The organism is Gilliamella sp. App6-5 (genome assembly GCF_001690525.1).
GTDB lineage: Bacteria > Pseudomonadota > Gammaproteobacteria > Enterobacterales > Orbaceae > Gilliamella > Gilliamella apicola_H.
In genome coordinates this window covers 42,755-62,804 of the sequence record NZ_LZGT01000019.1, presented here as the reverse complement: position 1 = coordinate 62,804, position 20,050 = coordinate 42,755, and the positions used below count along the sequence as shown (strand labels likewise).

Here is a 20,050-nt window from a genome sequence, read left to right as displayed (position 1 = left end):
GGCATCCTTTTATTTATTCGTCAGCCATTTTTCGTAGTGTAATAAAGTCGATTTTACCTGTACCAAGTAGTGGTAATTCTTTCACTACACGTATATCACGAGGAATAGCTAATGCAGGAATACCAAGTTCTTGAGACACTTGGTTAAGTTGCTCTCGATTTAATTTTGTCGAAGTAGTAAATAGAACAATAGCTTCTCCTTTTGCTGCATCGGCTTTAACTGTTGCGCCGTGCATGGCATCAGTGTCGAGTTTTTTTGCCAAGGCTTCAACACTTTCTAATGAAACCATTTCTCCTGCAATTTTAGCAAATCTTTTTAAGCGTCCTTTAATGGTGACAAAGCCTTCGTTATCAATAGCAACGATATCGCCAGTGTCATACCAACCTTTTTCGGATTGCCCATGTTCATCGATTGCAATTGGTTCTTCAAGTTTGCCTGGATTTTCAACACGTAAATAGCCTTTCATGACATTAGGGCCTTTAACTTGCAATTGACCGCCATCGCTAATACCTGGAACAGGAATTAATCTTGATGTCATGCCTGGCAATAATCGACCTACTGTACCGGCTTTAAACGCCATTGGGACATTAAGTGCCACAACAGGTGCACACTCAGTAACACCATAGCCTTCTAAAATACGGATACCATATTTATCTTTCCATTGCTCGCGTACTGTGTCTGATAATTTTTCTGCCCCAGCAACAACATAGCGTAAACGCATAAAATCATATGGATGTGCGTAACGAGCATAGTTTGCTAAGAAAGTCGGCGTACCAAATAAGACAGTGCAATTTTGATCATAAATTATTTCGGGCACCATACGATAATGTAATGGATTTGGATATAAAAATGTGCGGCTACCAGAAAAGAGCGGTAAAAACAATCCAGCAGTAATACCAAAAGCATGGAATAACGGTAGTGCGGACATAAAGCGATCAGCAGGCGTTGGATCAATGACGGTTCGAATTTGTTCAACATTAGCAAGCAAGCTACCATGACTATGGGCAACACCTTTAGGATTACCTTCTGAACCCGACGTAAACAACACGAGAGCTTCGTCATCACTTGATTGAGAGCGTTTAACCAAACGAGGGATATATTGATGAACAGCAACATAAAGTTTATCTGTAAGAGTCAAACTGTTACGTAGATCTTCAAGGAAATACCATTTTACATCTTTTATTTGTTCAAGGAGATGATCAAGTTTCCCTTTTTGAATAAATTTGCGTGAAGTAATGATAGTTTTAATTTCAGCAGCTGCAATTGCACAAGTCAGCCCTTTGGTACCAGCAGTATAATTGAGCATAGCCGGAATTCGGTTTTTAACCGATAAACCAAAAATTGTCGCAACGGTAATGGTTGCATTAGGTAATAAGACGCCAACACGTTCTTTTTTCTGAGTAATTTTAGCAACAATACAGCTAACACCAATGATTTGTTTTAATAAATTACGATAAGATGCTTCATGAGTTGTTGGGTCTTGGACCATTCGCGATTTGACACCATAGCGCACTTGCGCTTCAAGCAAAGCTTCAAATAGCGTTAATTTGGGGCGACTTGCCATACGTGCATTCATCATAATTTGATGAAGTTTTTCGCCTGCAATATAACGTCTTTCACTAGCTTTAGGCGCATCAGGCATAGCTATAGATGTCGGCTCAAGCACATGAATGGTTATTTTAGGAAATAAACGACGTTTAAATAATCCTTTTAAACGACTGGTTAAAGTAAATTCAGCTCCTTCAATCCAGACGGGTACAATTGTTGCTTGAGAACGGGCTGCAACAAAAGCAGCACCATCATAAATTTTCATTAATGAGCCAGTTACAGTAATTCTTCCCTCAGGGAATATGACTATTGGACGACCTTTTTCAACTTCGCGCACTAATCGCTTGATTGCCATTGGGCTCAATGGATCCATAGGCACAAAATCAACGTAACGCTTTGCTAAACGGACTAACCAATGGTTAATATAACCCGCATAAATAGCAAAGACAGGCCTTATTGGCAAAAAGACACCGATTAAAATACCATCAAGAAAAGATACATGGTTAGGTGTAATAAGAAGTCTGTTTTGTTTTAAATTGTCTAAATTACCGTTAATTTTGACATGGAATAAAATCTTTAAACAAAATTTTAATATTGTAAATAGCATCTGATTTCTCAATTATCGTGCAAAATTGCACCATGTAATGATAGTGAAAATGCAAAGAATATACAAGATGTGATAATTTTATTATATAAAATAGATAGTTAATTTTTAATTAACAATGATTCTTGATTTAAAAAATAGATAATAGATACTAAAGTGTAAAATAAATATGAAAAACTAATAAGGAACAAGCATGCTCATTTTAACGCACAAAGATATTGAAAAATTTTATACCATGAAAGAAGCGATAGCAGCGGATAAACAAGCGTTGAAAATCTATACCCAAGGAAACAGTGATGTACCATTACGAATCAATTTTGATATGCAAAAAGGACAATGCTTATTTATGCCCGCACATATTAAAGGTAGCGATATTGTGGGTATCAAAATTGTCTCCGTATTTCCTGACAACCCAAAATTGGGCAAACCATCAGTTCCCGCTCAAGTTTTAATGTTAGATCCACAAACAGGTGAAGTTTGTGCCATATTAGATGGTACCTTTGTCACTCAGCTTCGTACAGGTGCCGTTCAAGGTGCGGCAACTGATTTGTTGGCTCGTAAAGATGCCAGTCGAGCTGTGTTGATCGGTACTGGCGGGCAAGCGATATCCCAATTAGAAGCAATGTTAACTGTCCGCTCACTTAATGATGTAGCTATTTTTGATATTGATATCCAAAAAGCAAAAAAGTTTACTGATGACATGAAACACCGTTTTGCTCATTTTTCGACTAATTTTTATTTTTCACAGAATTTGGATGAAGACATTAGCCAAGCCGATATCATTACTTCGGTGACAACATCAAAAGTTTCGACGTTTAATGGCGATAAAGTAAAACCCGGTACACATATTAATGGTGTAGGTGCTTATACACCAGAGATGCACGAAATTCCAAAGAACATTATTGAGAAAGCTAATATTCGAGTGGTTGATACCAAAGAAGGGGTGTTTGCTGAAGCCGGTGATATTATTGATCCAATTAAACAAAAATTAGTATCGAAAGATGACTTTTTAGAGTTAGGAGATTTAGTGCTAGATCCAACTCAATGTCGTCAAAATGATCAACAAATTACGTTGTTTAAAACGGTTGGAACCGCAGTATTAGATGTGTATATTGGTTACGATATCTATCTTAAAGCCAAAGAAAAAGGAATAGGCACGTATTTATAGTAATTATTTGTTAGAATTATGGTGATTTTTTGTCAAAAAGTTTCAGGTAACTAGGTGTTTTAGTATAAAACTAGCTTTTTAGTTCTGCTTTTTGTGAACGTCCGAGTAATGCCATCGCTGCTTGTTTCGGATCTTTATGCTCATAAAGGATTTGATAAATTTGTTCAGTGATTGGCATATCAACATGATATTTTTGGGCGAGTAACCAAACTTCTTTTGTATTTTTACAACCCTCAACAACTTGAGCTATGGCTTCTTGCGCTTCTTGAATTGATTTGTTTTGTCCAAGTAACATGCCAAACCGACGATTACGAGATTGATCATCGGTGCAGGTTAAAACCAGATCGCCTAGTCCAGCCATTCCCATAAAGGTAGCCGGATCTGCGCCTAATACTGCTCCTAATCGCATCATTTCGGCAAGTCCACGTGTAATTAATGCTGTTCTTGCATTGGCTCCAAATCCAAGACCATCAGATAATCCAGCACCAATGGCGATCACATTTTTGATTGCACCACCAAGTTGCACACCAATAAAATCTTTACTGCTATAAACTCGGAAGCTTTTACTGCAATGGAATAATGTTTGTAGTTGATTTAAAAAATGTTCATCTGTTGATGCCACAGTTACCGCTGTAGGTAATCCGGAAGCGACTTCTTTGGCAAATGTTGGGCCAGAGATAACCGCTAGTGGAATTTTATCGCCTAGAATTTCCTTCGCTACATCCTGTAGTAATCGACCTGTATCCACTTCAAGTCCTTTTGTCGCCCAAACAATTTTTGTATCTTGGCGTAAAAATGGTTTGATTTGAATTAGAATGCTTGCAAAAGCATGACTAGGTACCACAATAAGTAAAATGGGTGAGGCTGAAACTGCTGTTTTTAAATCACTTTCAATCTGTAATCGATCTGGGAAATGAATATCTGGCAAAAATTGCTTATTTTGCCTATCATGCTGCAAAATGGTCATTTTATCTGGGTTATGTCCCCACAATAAAGTTGAGTAACCATTTCGTGCCAGTAGAATAGCTAAAGAGGTTCCATAAGATCCAGCGCCAATTACTGTTACTGCAGCATTTTTTTTCATAATAATCCAATAAATGTATTGTTAATTCACTAAAAGACAATAATTATTGCAATGTTTCTGTTGGTTCAGCTTGCTGTTGTTGTTGAAGATAATTAATGAATAACGCTTCAAAATTTACCGGCTCTAAATTTACTTGCGGGAATGTCCCTTTATTGACTAAACTCGAAATAACTTCACGCGCGTAAGGGAATAAAATGTTTGGGCAATAAGCGCCAACACAATGTTGAATTTGACCTTCGTCGAATCCAATAAGTGAGAAAATACCAGCTTGAGTCACTTCACAAATATATGCAACTTCGTCTTGCTGTTTTACTGTCACTGTGACACGAAGCGCAACTTCGTATACATTTTCACTCAATACTTGTGAAGATGAATTTAATTCAAGATTTAACTCAGGTTGCCATTGTTTGGTAAAAATTTCAGGAACATTGTTAGTTTCGAATGAAACATCTTTGGTATAAATACGTTGAATAGCAAACTGTGTTTCGGATTGTTGTGTATTGTTTTGTTCTGTCATGATAAAACCTTATTTTTAAATAATATTATTTTCTAACCAATGGTAAATTTTCACCGTTCCATCCAGCAATACCGTCTTTTAATGTAAAGACATTTAAAAAACCTTGTTTAACAAGTATTTCACCTATACTTGCTGATGATAAACCATTTTCATCAATCAAAATAACGATGTTTTCTTTAAATTTTTCAATTGTTTTTGCGCTCGCATTTTTAATATCGATAGGTAAAATATTGTGAGAATCAGTGATATGTCCTTTTTTAAAGCTATCTGCAGAACGAATGTCAACAATAACAGCTCCTTGCTTATTAATCATATGGATTGCTTGAGCATTATTGATAATTTTAACCTTAGATAGTTTACTTTTGATGGTTAGTACAATAATTGCAACAAACAACACAACCCAACCTACAGAAAGTAAAAGATGATTTTTTATAAAAGGCAGCATTTCGAGAGTGATAAAGTCCATACTTGTATAATTACCTAGTTTTTTCAATATAAGGAGAGATTATAGCGATATTGCGTGATGAAATATAGTGCCAATAATTGAAAAATTGATTTATAGTAAATTGTTTTATTTTAAAAGATTATAAAACATGTCTGATATAAGGCAAATTTTTAATGCAATTTGAAGTGCTTATCTTACTATTTTTATTATTTTTTCTGTTTCGTGTGTGATTGCTGATAGTGATATAGATGATTGCTGCGACAGCATGGTAATGTATCATTGATTCAAGTGTAAATATTGTGGATTTAAACAGTTAAACAGCAGTGAAAGTATCATGAATGATTTTGGTGCATCAAGTTGGTGCTTATCTAACTATTATGGTGCAATATTGGGATCCATGTTACTATTTTTAACGTTTGCTTCATAAATGTATCGTTGGAAAATTGGCATCATATTTGCATGCAATTTATTTTATATAAATGAATATAGCCAATTATCTTTAAAAATTGCTTTTTATACAGAATAATTAAATTATTTGTTCTTAATGGAGAATATAAATGTCTACAATAAAAGTTTTAACACTAATTAAAGAAAATGATGTTAAGTTTGTTGATTTACGTTTTACTGATACAAAAGGTAAAGAACAACACGTTACAATTCCTGTTAGTCAAATTGATGTCGATTTTTTTGAAGATGGTAAGATGTTTGATGGTTCATCAATTGCAGGTTGGAAAGGTATTAATGAATCAGATATGGTGTTAATGCCTGATACATCAAGTGCTGTTATCGATCCGTTTTTTGAAGATGTAACATTAAATATCCGTTGTGATGTTTTAGAGCCAGCAACGTTGCAAGGTTATGATCGTGATCCACGTTCAATCGCTAAACGTGCCGAAGAGTATCTAAAATCATCAGGTATTGCTGATACTGTTATTTTTGGACCTGAACCAGAATTCTTTTTATTTGATGATGTCCGTTTTGGCTCGCCAATGTCTGGTAGTTTTGTGCATATTGATGATATTGAAGCGGCATGGAATTCTGGTACAAAATATGAAGAAGGCAATAAAGGGCATCGCCCAGGCGTAAAAGGAGGATATTTCCCACTTCCTCCCGTTGATTCATCGCAAGATATCCGTTCTGAAATGTGTTTAATTATGGAGCAGCTTGGCTTAGTGGTTGAAGCTCACCATCATGAAGTGGCAACTGCGGGTCAAAACGAAATTGCTTGTCGCTTTAATACGCTAACTAAAAAAGCTGATGAAGTACAAATCTATAAATATGTTGTACAAAATGTGGCACATGCTTACGGTAAAACAGCGACGTTTATGCCAAAACCAATATTTGGTGATAATGGTTCAGGTATGCACTGTCACCAATCATTAGCAAAAAATGGCGTAAATTTATTCGCAGGAGATAAATACGCGGGTCTTTCAGAAATGGCACTATTCTATATTGGCGGTATTATCAAACATGCAAAAGCCATCAATGCATTTACTAACCCAGCAACTAACTCTTATAAACGCCTAGTACCGGGCTATGAAGCGCCAGTTATGCTTGCGTATTCTGCACGTAACCGTTCTGCGTCAATTCGTATTCCTGTTGTGACTAGCCCTAAAGCACGTCGTATTGAGGTTCGCTTCCCAGATCCAGCCGGTAACCCATACTTATCATTTGCTGCGCAGTTAATGGCTGGTTTAGATGGTATTATTAATAAAATTCACCCTGGCGATGCGATGGATAAAAACTTATACGATTTACCACCAGAGGAATCTAAATTAATTCCTCAAGTCGCAGGTTCGCTTGAAGAGGCACTTAATGCATTAGATGCCGATCGTGAATTCTTAACACGTGGGAATGTCTTTACTAATGATACAATTGATGCATATATTGATTTAAAACGTCAAGATGTTGATCGTGTACGTATGACGCCACACCCAGTTGAGTTTGAAATGTACTATAGTCTATAAGTTAATTTATAATAATTTAAACCATTAAACCACCGTTAACTTGCGGTGGTTTCTAATCAGGACGGAAAACCAACGATGACATTTGAAAATGAATCTGATGCTAATCTTGTTCTCGATGCTATAATTACAAGTATTTTATTACTTGATACAAAACTCAACATTCTTTATGCCAATACTGCTGCACAGCAGTTATTAGCGCAAAGTTCTAAAAAATTATTAGACAGTTATCTTCCTGATTTGTTGGGTTATTTTTCTTTAGATATTGATTTAATGCTCAGTGCATTGGCACAAAATCAAGGTTTTACCGATAATGAAGTCAATTTAGTTATTAATAATGAGTTACATATTTTATCGCTGACAGCTCAACTATTAGGTAATGGTCGGATTTTGATTGAAATGGTACCGTTAAATAATCATAAACGCCTTAGTCAAGAACAATTGCAACAAGCTCAACAGAGCGCTGCACGTGAATTAGTTCGAGGACTTGCTCATGAAATTAAAAATCCACTAGGCGGACTTCGAGGTGCGGCTCAATTATTATCACGAGAATTACCAAAAAATGAATTGCAAGATTACACCAAAATTATTATTGAACAAGCCGATAGACTAAGAAATCTTGTTGATAGGTTGTTAGGTCCACAACAGCGATTACACCAAAAAGAACAAAATATTCATCAAGCAATAGAACGAATCTATGCTTTGCTGTGTTTGGAAAAACCAATCAATATTGAAATTCTGCGTGATTATGATCCAAGCTTACCTGATTTTATTCATGATTCTGAACAAATAGAGCAGGTAATTTTGAATATTGTGCGTAATGCTTTACAGGCTATTGGTTCTAAAGCTGGCACAATTACCATTAGAACAAGAACGGCTTTTCAGGTTACTTTACATGGCCAGCGTTATCGGCTTTGTGCTCGTATTGATATTGAAGATACTGGACCAGGTGTGCCTGTTCATATACAAGATACCTTGTTTTACCCTATGGTTAGTGGCTATGAAGGAGGGACAGGTATTGGACTTTCGATTGCACATAATATTGTTGATCAACATCACGGTAAAATTGAATTTAATAGTTGGCCTGGGCATACGGCGTTTTCTGTTTATTTGCCAATTAGGCCGTGAGGTAAATTAAAATGAATGTTTGGATTGTTGATGATGATAGTTCTATTCGGTGGGTACTTGAAAAAGCATTAACGAATGCTCATTTCAACTGTGTCAGTTTTACCAGTGGTCAAGAGGTTATTGATGCATTAGATGCACATGTGCAAAAACCAGCTGTATTGATTTCTGATATTAAAATGCCGGGGCTTGATGGTTTTACATTGCTACATCACGTAAAAGAGCAAATGCCAAATTTACCAGTAATTATTATGACCGCGCATTCTGATCTTGATGCGGCAGTAAATGCTTATCAAAAAGGGGCTTATGATTATATCCCGAAGCCCTTTGATGTTGACGAAGTTATTCAGCTTATAGAACGAGCTATTTTACAAACTCAAAATAACAAAACCAGCAATAATACAACCACGAAAGCATCAACTGGCATTATTGGTGAGGCACCTTCAATGCAAGACGTGTTTCGTATTATTGGTCGATTATCTAAATCATCTATTAGCGTATTAATTAATGGTGAATCAGGTACGGGGAAAGAGTTGGTTGCTAAAGCATTACATACTCATAGTCCTCGTTCCCAATCACCTTTTATTGCGTTAAATATGGCGGCAATCCCTAAAGATCTCATTGAATCTGAGCTTTTTGGGCATGAAAAAGGCGCATTTACTGGTGCGGCTCAAATTCGTCATGGACGTTTTGAACAAGCTAACGGTGGAACGTTATTCTTAGATGAAATCGGTGATATGCCACTTGATGTACAAACCAGATTATTAAGAGTGCTTGCCGATGGGCAGTTTTATCGTATTGGTGGTTATTCACCCGTCAAAGTTGATGTGCGTATTATTGCTGCCACACATCAAAATTTAGAAACAAGAGTAAAAGAAGGCAAATTTAGAGATGATTTATTTCATCGTTTAAATGTGATTCGTATAGTGCTTCCACCTTTACGAGATAGAGCGCAGGATATTCCAAAACTTGCCGAACATTTTTTACATACCACAGCGAAAGAATTAGGTGTTGATGGTAAAGTATTGAGTCCCGAAGCATTAAGTGTTTTATGTCGCTTTAATTGGCCTGGTAATGTGCGTCAGCTTGAAAATACCTGTCGCTGGGTGACAGTGATGTCCTCAAATCAAGAGGTTTTAGTTCAAGATTTGCCACCAGAACTGTTGCAATTATCAACGACAAAAACAATTGTCACAAATGAAAATATTACCATGCACGAAAACCACTTTGCTCAACAAGAAAACGATTGGAAAGTATTGCTAGAACAATGGGCAAAACAAGCACTCACGGAGGGTAAAAGCGGTATTTTGACTGAGGCAATAAACGATGTTGAATATATCTTATTAAAAAGTGCACTCAATTTTACCCGTGGTCATAAACAAGAAGCGGCTTATCTATTAGGTTGGGGGCGAAATACATTGTCTCGCAAGCTTAAGGATTTATCCTTTGATCCCAATAAAGATTTTTAACTATCAATATTAATGATGCTATCGAGTGAATCGATAGCTTTTTAATATATTTATTATAATTCTATTACTATTTAACCTGTCTTTTATTACATATTACATTTTTAAACATTTAAAGTGCATTGAACCTTGCATGTTTTTTGGTTACAATCATAATGTAAATGATAATTATTATAATTATCGTTTTGTGGTTTTTTATTCAGGTTGATAATTAGGAGTTATAATGTATTCATATATCAAAGTGAAATTTTTAGTTTTACTTACCGTATTACTTGTTTTGGTTGGATGTGACAATAAAAAAGAACAGCAAACACCAGCGAAAACGATTACCGTTGAACATGCTCAAGGCAAAACCGATATACCTGAAAATCCTAAAAAAGTCGTTGTTTTTAATATTGCAACACTTGATATTATTGATGCTTTAAATATTCCTGTCTCGGCTGTTCCTCAATCTGATGTGCATTTACCTGATTTTTTATCTAAATATAGTGATAAAACCTATATTAATGCGGGAACCTTATTTGAACCAAATTATGAGGTATTAAGCACAATTGAGCCTGATGTTATTATTGCTGGTGGTCGTGCTAATGATGCCTATAAAAAATTGAATGACATTGCACCGACAATTTCGTTAGATATTGATCCAAAAGACTTTTTAGGTAGTTTAACTCAACGAACAGAGCAGTTAGGCACTATTTTTAATAAGCAAGATGAAGCTAAAAAGCTTATTAATGATTTTAATCAAAAAATTGAACAATTAAAGCCAAAGACAAGCACTGCTGGAAGTGCATTAGTAATTATGGTTAATGGCGGTAAAATGTCAGCTTATGGTCCAAAATCTCGTTTTGGTTTTGTGTTTGATATACTTGGTTTTCAACCTGCAACCACCTTCCAAGAAGCTGGTCGTCATGGTAATGCGGTGACCTCTGAATTTATCTTAAGTGTTAATCCGCAGTGGTTGTTTGTGTTAGATAGAGATAGTGCAATTGGTAATAAAGAAGCACAATCTGCACAACAAGTACTAAGCAATGACTTAATTCAAAAAACAGCGGCATGGCAAAATCAACATATTATCTATTTAGATTCATCATCTATGTATATTGCAGGCGGTATTCAAACTTATAGCCGTTTGATAGATCAAATTCGTGAAGCTTTACAAAAAACATCAACGAATTGATGTAAAACATGATTAAGTCCTTTTATATTATTGCAGGCATTTTCATTTTATTGATAATGACTGCAATAAGTTTATTTATTGGCGCTGGGCATGTGACGCTATTGGAACTATGGTCTGATAGTAACATGCGCGAGATTTTTTTTGTAAGTCGTGTACCTAGAACTGCTGCTTTATTACTAGCCGGTAGTGCTATGAGTGTTGCTGGTTTAATTATGCAACTGTTAACACAAAATCGATTTGTTGAACCCTCGTTGGTTGGCACTACTCAATCGGCTAGTCTTGGCTTATTAGTGATGATGGTTTTAGCGCCTGGCGCAAGTGTTATGACTAAAATGGTCGTTGCCAGCTTATTTGCCATGCTTGGTACAATGATTTTTATGGTAATTTCTCGAAAAGTCATTTTTAAATCCGCTTTGATGGTACCACTTATTGGTATTATGTTAGGAGCGGTTATTAGCGCAATTACAACTTTTTTTGCCATGTATTTTGATTTGTTACAATCACTTGGTGGTTGGGAATCGGGTGATTTTTCTGGAGTTTTACAAGGTCGCTACGAATTATTATGGTTGGTGGGTGGGTTGACATTACTCGCTTGTTGGAGTGCAGATCAATTTACTGTAGCTGGTTTGGGTCGAGATTTTTCCATTAATGTGGGGCTTAATTATCGACTTGTTATGTTGACAGGACTTATTGTTATTGCATTAATTGGTGGTATTGTGGTTGTAGTGGTGGGTGTTTTACCATTTTTAGGATTGATTGTACCAAATATTGTTAGTTTATTATTTGGTGATAACGTCCGTAAAACCATTCCATGGATCTGTTTGTTTGGTAGTGGATTAGTTTTAATTTGCGACATCATTGGGCGCGTTATTCGCTATCCATTTGAGATTCCGGTTAGTGTGATTCTTGGCGTAGTTGGCGCTATTATTTTTTTAATATTGTTGAGTCGAAAACGTCATGTTAGTTAATCAAAAACGCCATTGTTTATGCCAAAAAAGAGTATTTTTATTGTTTATTATGGCGCTAATTTGCGTAACTTGCTTTATGACCTTTGGTCTTAAGGGCAATATCAGTTATATTTTGATCCATCGCACATGGATTGTGCTAACTATGATCCTAGTTGCTTTTTCGGCTGCGACGTCGACATTACTTTTTCAAACGGTTACCAACAATCGAATCTTAACCCCTTCGATTATGGGATTTGAATCTCTGTTTGTGCTCATTCAAACTGTTGTGATCTTTTGCATTGATACACAAGGCATTCCTTATATCGGTACTATTGGCAAATTTGTATTTGAATCACTTTTATTAATTTTATTTTCTCTATTTTTGTATCGAGGTTTGTTTACCAAGCTCAAACAAAACTTACATTTGGTGTTATTAATCGGCATCATTTTAGGTACATTATTCCGTAGTTTTTCTAATCTATTACAGCGTTTAATGACGCCGTCTGAATTTGCTGTATTACAAAGTCGTATTTTTGCGACATTTACACGCGCAGAGCCTGTATTGATCATCTTTTCATTAATGATTGCCGCCATTATTGGTCTATTTTTATGGCAAATGCGATTTAAATTTGATGTGCTAGCTTTGGGGCGTGATAATGCAATAAATTTAGGTATCGATTACCAAAAAAATATCACTATTATTTTGTTGCTAGTCTCTGTTTTGGTATCGATATCAACAGCATTAGTTGGACCGTTTACTTTTTTAGGTCTTTTAATTGCTAATTTAGCTTATAGTATTAGTGGATCAAGTCAACATCGTTTTTTACTTCCTACTGCTTTTTTATTAGGTATTATTTTTCTTGTTGGTGGGCAAATGTTCTTAGAGCGAGTATTAAATATGGTTGGTGCATTATCCATTGTCATTGAATTTATTGGTGGTTCTTTGTTTATCTTCTTATTATTAAAAAAGGTTTCGAAGTGATAAAAATTGATAATATTAGTAAAAAATATCAAACAGTACCTGTGCTAAAAAATGTCAATGCGACAATTTCACAAGGTGGGATCACTGCCATTATTGGTCCAAATGGAGCGGGTAAATCGACGTTACTATCGATTATCAGTCGACTTTTATTCGCTGACGAAGGGCAAGTCAAAATTCAAAATATGGATGTAGTTAATACACCAAGTGATAAGCTTGCTACCTATTTATCTGTATTAAGACAGGAAAACCGTTTTACCAGTAGATTAACTGTTTTTGAGTTAGTCGGGTTTGGGCGTTACCCTTATACCAAAGGGCGCTTAAATGCTGATGATTATAACCATATTCATCGTGCACTTGATTTTTTAGATCTTACTGAATATAAAGAGCGCTTTTTAGATGAATTATCTGGTGGACAACGGCAACGTGCTTATGTTGCCATGGTACTTTGCCAAGATACTGAATATGTATTACTTGATGAACCACTCAATAATCTCGATATGAAACATGCTGTCACTATGATGAAACAATTACGCCGTGCTGCTGATGAACTGGGTAAAACCATTGTGATTGTTATTCATGATATCAACTTTGCATCTGTATATTCAGATTACATTTTAGCCATGAAAAATGGCGAGCTAATATACCAAGGCAGCCCACAACAAATTATGAATTCGACTATTTTAGAAGATATATTTGATACCCCCGTTAAAATTGAAAATGTCCATGATCAAAATATTGCTATTTATTACTAATGATTAATGAACTTATCATTTTTGGTAAGATCTAACTAAATCCTATTTTTTTGATTAGTCATTTTTATCTTTAGGCTTTTTGTATAAAACGTAAAATACAGCTAACTTATTGAGTAGTCATGATAATCAATATTTACAAATTATTTTGATTCAGGTTAAATAACTAACTATATTTAGTTGGGATGGTGTTATGAAATTAGAACAAATCGCTCTTTTGGCTGGTGTCTCAACAACAACAGCGAGTTATGTGATCAATGGAAAAGCCAAAAAGTACCGCGTGAGTGACAAAACAGTTGAAAAAGTCATGTCGGTGGTAAAAGCGCATAATTACCAACCTAATGCCGTAGCAGCAGGGCTTAGAGCTGGTAAAACCCGTACTATCGGTTTTATTATTCCTGATTTAGAAAACAATAGTTACACCCGCATTGCCAATTATTTAGAACAACTAGTAAGAAAAGAGGGGTATCAATTATTACTCGCGTGTTCCGAAGACAATCCACAAATCGAAAAAGAGTGCGTTAAACATCTACAGCAACGCAGGGTAGATGCTTTGATTATTTCATCATCATTCGTTTCTGTTCAGGATTATATTTTTTATGATGACTGGCAAAACGAAAAGATTCCATTATTTGCACTTGATAGAATATTATCCATATCTAAATTTAGAAATATTGTAGGTGCCGATAAACAAGATTCTAAATTACTGGCTCAAGCATTTAATAACTTTGTAGAAGATTCGGTAGTTTATATTGGGGCTTTGCCCAACTTATCGGTTAGTCAACTTCGTTTAGATGGTTTTAAAGATATTCAACTTAATAATTGTAGTCAAATTGATTTTTTATATGCAAATAACTATAGTCGTCAAGATGCTGATTTTGCCTTTAGTCAATGGTTAGAAAACCATGAAATGCCTAATGGCATTTTTACGACTTCTTTTTCTTTATTACAAGGAAGTATTGATGCAATTTTAAGAAAATTTGGACATCTACCCGAAGCTTTAACGATTGCTACCTTTGGTGATAATGAGTTATTAGACTTTTTGCCATGTAAAGTCATATCGCTTTCACAAGATCACAAAGAAGTTGCCAATGTAACAATAAAACTGTTTTTAAACTATCTGCATAACGAGAATTATCAATCAGGTACGACAATAATTCCGAGGCGATTGATCTATCGAGGTAGCTTAAGCCGTTAAGATATTGATAGACACCAAACGCTATATTGGCTCTAAAACAGTTTAAATTTTAAATAAAAAATAAGATCCAGATCACAAATTATTGATCAATAGAAATAATTTATTTGATAATTAATATTAATTTATTCATTATTGCTGAAACGATTCAATAATGTTAATTCAAGGATTTATATTTGCTGAGTCATTTTAGTCGACCCAACATTTTAACCCAGAGGTATTTATTATATGTTTCATTTAGTTAAAGAAAACATTCATTTAAATGAGCAAGCTACAAATAAAACAGAAGCAATAAAGAAAGTTGCATCGGCATTAACCCAAGCAGGATATGTTGAAGATGGTTATGTTGATGGCATGCTTGAACGAGAATCTCAAGCAGCGACGTATTTAGGTATCGGCCTTGCTATTCCTCATGGCACCACTAAAACTCGTCATTTGGTGAAAAAAACAGGGGTGCAAGTATTTTGTTTTCCTAATGGTGTTGAATGGGGGGATGATGGTGAAAAGGCCTATCTTGCAATTGGTATTGCAGCAAGCTCTGATGAGCATTTAGAATTACTTCGTCAACTTACTCATGTGCTTGGCGCTGATGGGGTAGAGGAACGAATCAAAAAAATTCAATCGGCCGACGAAGCAATAGCTATTTTAACCGGCAAAACAAGTCCAGAAGATAGTCAATTTACTGTAAATGAATCTGCATTGTTATTGGATATCTCTGCGGATAGTTTATCAACACTACAAGCATTAAATGCATCACGTTTAAAACAGCAAAATGCAGTCAATGCAAGTTTTATTGCTGATGTATTAGATAATAAACCAACTTACCTAGGCGAGGGTGTTTGGTTAAATGATAGCAAAGAAGGTAATTTAAAAAATGCGGTGGCGATCAGCCGTACCACTAGTAATCTCAATGAAGATGGTAAGCCTGTTAAGTTACTTATTACTATGTCAGTCGTTGATGATTCTGTTTCTGAAATTATAAATAACATTGCTACTTTAGCTTTTAATCAAAAATTAGCGTTACTATTATCAGCAAATATTGATGGGCTTATCAATCTTCTGTTATCTGGTTCTCAGACTGTAGGATCTGATGAATCAGAAATTCAATCAACCTCTCCAAATGAGTCGGCTATTACCGAATCAAATAATGAATCATTAAGTCGTGAATTTATTATTCCTAATGAGAATGGTTTACATACTCGCCCATCATCCGTTTTAGTCAAACTCGTTAAAGAATTTAACAGTAAAGTAACTGTTGCTAATTTAGATGGCAAAGGCGAGCCAGTGAGTGCAACGAGTTTAATGAAAATTGTTGCATTGGGTGCTAAAAAAGGCAGTCGATTAAAATTTACAGCGGTTGGCGATGATGCGGCTCAAGCACTTGATGCTATTGGTAAAGCGATTGAAAGCGGTCTAGGTGAGGATGTTTAAATGACTTATCGTATTGCAACAATCACCTTAAATCCTGCTTATGATCTTTTAGGTTTTTGCCCAAAAGTGGAGCTTGGTGATGTTAATTTAGTCCAAACCAATGCGTTACTTGCTGCTGGCAAAGGCATCAATGTGGCTAAGGTTTTGTCTGATTTAGACGTTCAACTCACTGTCGGTGGGTTTTTAGGTAAAGAAAATCGTGATGGCTTTAATTTATTATTTAAATCATTAAATGTGGTTGATAAATTCGAAACAATTGCGGGGCGTACACGTATTAATGTTAAATTGACCGAAGAAAATAGTGAAGTAACAGATCTCAACTTTTCGGGCTTTACTATTAGTGAGCAAGACTGGCAAAGCTTTGTAAAAAATTCTCTTGAATGGTTAAAAGACATTGATATGGTTGCTATTAGCGGTAGCTTACCTGCTGGAGTATCACTTGATAAATTTACAAATTGGATGGAACAAGTTAAAGCGATTTGTCCAAAAATTGTATTCGATAGTAGTCGAGATGCATTGGTCGCAGGATTAAAAGCAAAACCATGGTTAATCAAACCAAATGATAAAGAGCTCGAAATGTGGATAGGTCGTAAATTATCGACATTGGATGATGTAAAAAAGGCTGCTATGGAGTTAGTTAATGGCGGCGTTGACAATGTCATCATTTCGCTTGGAAGTAAAGGTGCATTATGGGTCACTAAAAATGAAGCATGGTTAGCAAAACCACCTAAATGCCAAGTAGTTAGTACTGTGGGTGCTGGCGATTCAATGGTCGCTGGTTTAATGTATGGTTTAATCACTGAGCAATCAATTAAAGACACTTTAGTCTTTGCATCAAGTGTTGCGGCTCTATCGGTTGGACAGGCTGGTGTTGGCATCGCTGAGCGCCAAGCTGTAAATAATATGCTAGAAAAAATTGAAATAATTGCTGCATAAGGAGTATTCATGAATATATATATTATTGAAGGTAGTCATGCAGGTCCAGTTAATGGACGTTTAGCTAAAGCAGAATTAGCTTTAGCGGCAAATGCCTTAAATTTAAACATGGTTGACACTGCTGTATCGGCAGACGTTATTGTTGCTGTCGGTTCGGGAACCATAAGTGATAAATCTGTGGTTGGCAAAAAAGTGTATGTCGTTGAAGACTTAAATCAACTTTTTGCTAATCCAAAACAGATTTTAACTGATGCACAAAGTAAAGCGGGTGTTTATGAACAATCTGCCGAGGAGGCACCAACAGCAACGCCAAGTCATGGTGTAAAACGTATTGTTGCTGTTACGGCTTGTCCAACAGGCGTTGCTCATACTTTTATGGCGGCAGAAGCCATTGAAGAAGAAGCCAAAAAACGGGGTTGGTGGTGTAAAGTTGAAACTCGTGGTTCAGTTGGTGTAGGTAACGAACTCACTCCAGAAGAGGTTGCTTCGGCTGATGTGGTTATCGCTGCTTGTGATATCGATGTCGACTTAAGCAAATTTGTAGGTAAAAAACTTTATCGCACTAAAACAGGCCCAGCCTTGAAAAAAACAGCACAAGAATTTGATAAAGCATTTGAAGAAGCAACGGTTTATCAGCCAGCCAACGCTGCAAAAACTGAATCAAGCAATGATAAAAAAGGTGTTTATCAACATCTATTAACCGGCGTATCTTACATGTTACCAATGGTGGTTGCCGGTGGTTTGATTATTGCGCTTTCATTTGCTTTTGGTTCATTTGAAATGGTTGATGGGGTGCAAAAATTAATAGGTGAACCACATTTAGCTCAAATTGGAGGGCTTGCTTTCTCACTTATGGTGCCATTGCTTTCAGGTTATATTGCTTATTCTATTGCTGATAGACCTGGGCTTGCACCGGGGCTTGTGGGTGGTTTACTTGCGGTATCAACTGGTGCAGGCTTTTTAGGTGGGATTATTATTGGTTATTTTGCTGGTTATTTGGCGCTATTAATCACAAAATATTTACCATTACCAAAAACGCTAGAGGCATTAAAACCGATACTAATCGTACCACTATTTGCAACGCTTATTACAGGTCTTGTGATGCAATTTATTGTTGGTACTCCGATTGCATGGTTAATGAACGTTGTAACAGTATGGTTAAATTCAATGGGTACGGCGAATGCGGTTATATTGGGGGCTATTTTAGGCGGAATGATGTGTACTGATATGGGTGGGCCAATTAATAAAGTTGCTTACGCATTTGGTACAGGTTTAATTTCAGCACAAGTTTATGCACCAATGGCAGCGGTTATGGCTGGTGGTATGGTTCCACCTTTAGCAATGGGCTTAGCAACACTTATTGCGAGCAAAAAATTTGCTAAAACTGAACAAGAAAGTGGTAAAGCTTCATTGGTATTAGGTTTATGCTTTATCTCCGAAGGAGCAATTCCATTTGCTGCTCGTGATCCATTACGTGTTATCCCATGTTGTATTATTGGTGGGGCAATTACTGGTGGCATGGCGTTAGCCTTTGGCTCAACATTAATGACGCCACATGGTGGGTTATTTGCCTTAGCGATTCCTGGCGTGGTTAAACCTGTAGTTGGCTACTTGTTATCTATTGTGACAGGTTCTGTTATTGCTGGTGTGGCTTATGCATTTATTAAACAACCAGAGTCAGAAGCTGCAACTGCCGCTTAATTTTAATCATATAAATAAAAGCGCCATCAAAAGATGGCGTTTTTTATCATCAATACATTATTTTTTTACCCAACGCTGTAAATCTTTAGGAATAAAGTGATCTATTTGTTGTAATATCGATTGTGGATCTTCCGAAACGATTAATGTTTTATAAAAACTATCTCGAACAAACCCTTCATTCACAGCATGTTGTAAAAAATTGAGCATAGGTTGCCAAAATTCAGCTGGATTAAATAAAGCCACCGGCTTTTCGTGATAACCGATTTGCATACCCGTCCAGACTTCAAAAATTTCTTCTAGTGTACCTGTTCCGCCCGGCATTGCAATAAAGCCATCGGCAAGCTCAGAAAGTCTTGCTTTGCGCTGATGCATATTATCCACCACTTCTAAACGAGTGATACCATGGTGAGCTGTTTCGGCTTTGACTAAACGCTCAGGAATGATGCCAATTACCTCGCCTCCATGAGCTAAGACTGCGTTAGCAATAATACCCATTAAGCCTTTATTACCACCACCATAGATTAAACGCCTGTTTTGCTCAGCTAATATTTTACCTAATTGTTCAGCATAAGTCCGATATTCTAGGCGACTACCATCGCTTGCACCACAAAAAACACAAATATTTTTTTTCATCAATTTTATTCTACCTTTTATATCACTTACCTATTATTTTAACACAGTAATCATAGAATTTGCTTACAAGCTGAGCAGTTGATTTTGTTTAGTGTTTTAGAGATTGACATTGTCATTATAAATAGTTAATATTCTGCGTGTTAAGTGTTCCTCCATAGTTCAGTCGGTAGAACGGCGGACTGTTAATCCGTATGTCACAGGTTCAAGTCCTGTTGGAGGAGCCAATTTCCGAATCCCTATAGCCTGTTTATAGCAGGTTTTTTTTATCTTAAAATACCCACTTATTTATTTCGTTGTTACAACAAATACGCTTAAAACCACGTTTTTTTGGATATGTATTTAATTTTTTAATCTTCTTATCAAATTAATGGGTTGCTA

Annotated in this window: 17 protein-coding genes and 1 tRNA gene; 13 read left to right on the top strand and 5 right to left on the bottom strand. The window is 36.0% G+C overall.

Annotation, left to right across the window (positions count from 1 at the left end):
- Positions 1-13: 13 nt before the first annotated feature.
- Positions 14-2,155, bottom strand: coding sequence for a bifunctional acyl-ACP--phospholipid O-acyltransferase/long-chain-fatty-acid--ACP ligase (gene aas, locus A9G24_RS02520; RefSeq protein ID WP_065637626.1), 2,142 nt, complete (start codon positions 2,153-2,155; stop codon positions 14-16).
- A 190-nt stretch (positions 2,156-2,345) separates the two neighbouring features.
- On the opposite strand from aas, the gene A9G24_RS02515 reads away from it, so the two are divergent.
- Complete coding sequence (locus A9G24_RS02515) at positions 2,346-3,320, top strand: ornithine cyclodeaminase family protein (protein ID WP_065637625.1); 975 nt, start codon at positions 2,346-2,348, stop codon at positions 3,318-3,320.
- 70 nt (positions 3,321-3,390) lie between these two features.
- Here the strand turns inward: A9G24_RS02515 and gpsA are convergent, their stop codons facing one another.
- From gpsA to A9G24_RS02500, 3 genes are read right to left on the bottom strand one after another with little or no spacing between them, the layout of a single operon-like run.
- Positions 3,391-4,404, bottom strand: a complete 1,014-nt coding sequence (gene gpsA, locus A9G24_RS02510; protein WP_065637624.1) for an NAD(P)H-dependent glycerol-3-phosphate dehydrogenase — start codon at positions 4,402-4,404, stop codon at positions 3,391-3,393.
- 43 nt (positions 4,405-4,447) lie between these two features.
- On the bottom strand, positions 4,448-4,921 hold the full coding sequence (secB, locus tag A9G24_RS02505; protein WP_065637623.1) for a protein-export chaperone SecB: 474 nt from the start codon (positions 4,919-4,921) through the stop codon (positions 4,448-4,450).
- Positions 4,922-4,946: 25 nt separating this feature from the next.
- Positions 4,947-5,387 (bottom strand): rhodanese-like domain-containing protein, encoded by a 441-nt coding sequence (locus A9G24_RS02500; protein WP_065637622.1) that lies wholly within the window; start codon positions 5,385-5,387, stop codon positions 4,947-4,949.
- Positions 5,388-5,923: 536 nt separating this feature from the next.
- Here A9G24_RS02500 and glnA point away from each other — a divergent pair.
- The 11 genes from glnA (at position 5,924) to fruA (ending at position 19,039) form a co-directional block, all read left to right on the top strand.
- Positions 5,924-7,333 carry a glutamate--ammonia ligase gene (glnA, locus tag A9G24_RS02495; RefSeq protein ID WP_065637621.1) on the top strand — a complete coding sequence of 470 codons (1,410 nt, stop codon included), beginning with the start codon at positions 5,924-5,926 and terminating at the stop codon, positions 7,331-7,333.
- A gap of 75 nt (positions 7,334-7,408) precedes the next feature.
- Positions 7,409-8,458, top strand: a complete 1,050-nt coding sequence (gene glnL / locus A9G24_RS02490; protein WP_065637620.1) for a nitrogen regulation protein NR(II) — start codon at positions 7,409-7,411, stop codon at positions 8,456-8,458.
- An 11-nt stretch (positions 8,459-8,469) separates the two neighbouring features.
- The gene (gene glnG / locus A9G24_RS02485) at positions 8,470-9,924 is read left to right on the top strand and encodes a nitrogen regulation protein NR(I) (RefSeq protein ID WP_065637619.1); all 1,455 of its coding nucleotides are present in this window, start codon (positions 8,470-8,472) and stop codon (positions 9,922-9,924) included.
- Between the two features lie 220 nt (positions 9,925-10,144).
- A complete protein-coding gene (locus A9G24_RS02480; protein ID WP_065637618.1) occupies positions 10,145-11,098 on the top strand; it encodes a siderophore ABC transporter substrate-binding protein in 954 nt (317 codons plus the stop codon).
- Between the two features lie 8 nt (positions 11,099-11,106).
- Positions 11,107-12,066, top strand: coding sequence for an ABC transporter permease (locus tag A9G24_RS02475; RefSeq protein ID WP_218056196.1), 960 nt, complete (start codon positions 11,107-11,109; stop codon positions 12,064-12,066).
- Positions 12,056-13,027: an iron chelate uptake ABC transporter family permease subunit gene (locus tag A9G24_RS02470; RefSeq protein WP_065637617.1), complete on the top strand. Its 972-nt coding sequence runs from the start codon at positions 12,056-12,058 to the stop codon at positions 13,025-13,027. Before A9G24_RS02475 ends, A9G24_RS02470 begins: the two co-directional genes overlap by 11 nt.
- A complete protein-coding gene (locus A9G24_RS02465; protein ID WP_065637616.1) occupies positions 13,024-13,779 on the top strand; it encodes an iron ABC transporter ATP-binding protein in 756 nt (251 codons plus the stop codon). Before A9G24_RS02470 ends, A9G24_RS02465 begins: the two co-directional genes overlap by 4 nt.
- 190 nt (positions 13,780-13,969) lie before the next feature.
- Entirely contained in the window at positions 13,970-14,974 is a 1,005-nt protein-coding gene (gene cra / locus A9G24_RS02460) for a catabolite repressor/activator (RefSeq protein ID WP_065637615.1), read from the top strand.
- A gap of 225 nt (positions 14,975-15,199) precedes the next feature.
- Positions 15,200-16,402 carry a fused PTS fructose transporter subunit IIA/HPr protein gene (gene fruB / locus A9G24_RS02455; RefSeq protein WP_065637614.1) on the top strand — a complete coding sequence of 401 codons (1,203 nt, stop codon included), beginning with the start codon at positions 15,200-15,202 and terminating at the stop codon, positions 16,400-16,402.
- Positions 16,403-17,338: a 1-phosphofructokinase gene (gene fruK / locus A9G24_RS02450; protein ID WP_065637613.1), complete on the top strand. Its 936-nt coding sequence runs from the start codon at positions 16,403-16,405 to the stop codon at positions 17,336-17,338.
- 9 nt (positions 17,339-17,347) lie between these two features.
- Complete coding sequence (gene fruA, locus A9G24_RS02445) at positions 17,348-19,039, top strand: PTS fructose transporter subunit IIBC (protein ID WP_065637612.1); 1,692 nt, start codon at positions 17,348-17,350, stop codon at positions 19,037-19,039.
- A 57-nt stretch (positions 19,040-19,096) separates the two neighbouring features.
- Here the strand turns inward: fruA and A9G24_RS02440 are convergent, their stop codons facing one another.
- Positions 19,097-19,672, bottom strand: a complete 576-nt coding sequence (locus A9G24_RS02440) for a TIGR00730 family Rossman fold protein (RefSeq protein ID WP_065637611.1) — start codon at positions 19,670-19,672, stop codon at positions 19,097-19,099.
- 148 nt (positions 19,673-19,820) lie between these two features.
- Between A9G24_RS02440 and A9G24_RS02435 the strand changes: the two genes are divergently transcribed.
- Positions 19,821-19,896 (top strand) — tRNA-Asn (locus tag A9G24_RS02435).
- Positions 19,897-20,050: the final 154 nt, after the last annotated feature.

What these genes read in the sequence shown, in the direction of transcription:
- A9G24_RS02480 (WP_065637618.1), top strand. Translation starts at nt 10,145, where the DNA reads ATGTATTCATATATCAAAGTGAAATTTTTAGTTTTACTTACCGTATTA.
- aas (WP_065637626.1), bottom strand. Translation starts at nt 2,155, where the DNA reads ATGCTATTTACAATATTAAAATTTTGTTTAAAGATTTTATTCCATGTC.
- gpsA (WP_065637624.1), bottom strand. Translation starts at nt 4,404, where the DNA reads ATGAAAAAAAATGCTGCAGTAACAGTAATTGGCGCTGGATCTTATGGA.
- A9G24_RS02500 (WP_065637622.1), bottom strand. Translation starts at nt 5,387, where the DNA reads ATGGACTTTATCACTCTCGAAATGCTGCCTTTTATAAAAAATCATCTT.
- glnA (WP_065637621.1), top strand. Translation starts at nt 5,924, where the DNA reads ATGTCTACAATAAAAGTTTTAACACTAATTAAAGAAAATGATGTTAAG.
- fruB (WP_065637614.1), top strand. Translation starts at nt 15,200, where the DNA reads ATGTTTCATTTAGTTAAAGAAAACATTCATTTAAATGAGCAAGCTACA.
- A9G24_RS02440 (WP_065637611.1), bottom strand. Translation starts at nt 19,672, where the DNA reads ATGAAAAAAAATATTTGTGTTTTTTGTGGTGCAAGCGATGGTAGTCGC.
- A9G24_RS02475 (WP_218056196.1), top strand. Translation starts at nt 11,107, where the DNA reads ATGATTAAGTCCTTTTATATTATTGCAGGCATTTTCATTTTATTGATA.
- A9G24_RS02515 (WP_065637625.1), top strand. Translation starts at nt 2,346, where the DNA reads ATGCTCATTTTAACGCACAAAGATATTGAAAAATTTTATACCATGAAA.
- fruA (WP_065637612.1), top strand. Translation starts at nt 17,348, where the DNA reads ATGAATATATATATTATTGAAGGTAGTCATGCAGGTCCAGTTAATGGA.
- cra (WP_065637615.1), top strand. Translation starts at nt 13,970, where the DNA reads ATGAAATTAGAACAAATCGCTCTTTTGGCTGGTGTCTCAACAACAACA.
- fruK (WP_065637613.1), top strand. Translation starts at nt 16,403, where the DNA reads ATGACTTATCGTATTGCAACAATCACCTTAAATCCTGCTTATGATCTT.
- glnL (WP_065637620.1), top strand. Translation starts at nt 7,409, where the DNA reads ATGACATTTGAAAATGAATCTGATGCTAATCTTGTTCTCGATGCTATA.
- A9G24_RS02470 (WP_065637617.1), top strand. Translation starts at nt 12,056, where the DNA reads ATGTTAGTTAATCAAAAACGCCATTGTTTATGCCAAAAAAGAGTATTT.
- secB (WP_065637623.1), bottom strand. Translation starts at nt 4,921, where the DNA reads ATGACAGAACAAAACAATACACAACAATCCGAAACACAGTTTGCTATT.
- glnG (WP_065637619.1), top strand. Translation starts at nt 8,470, where the DNA reads ATGAATGTTTGGATTGTTGATGATGATAGTTCTATTCGGTGGGTACTT.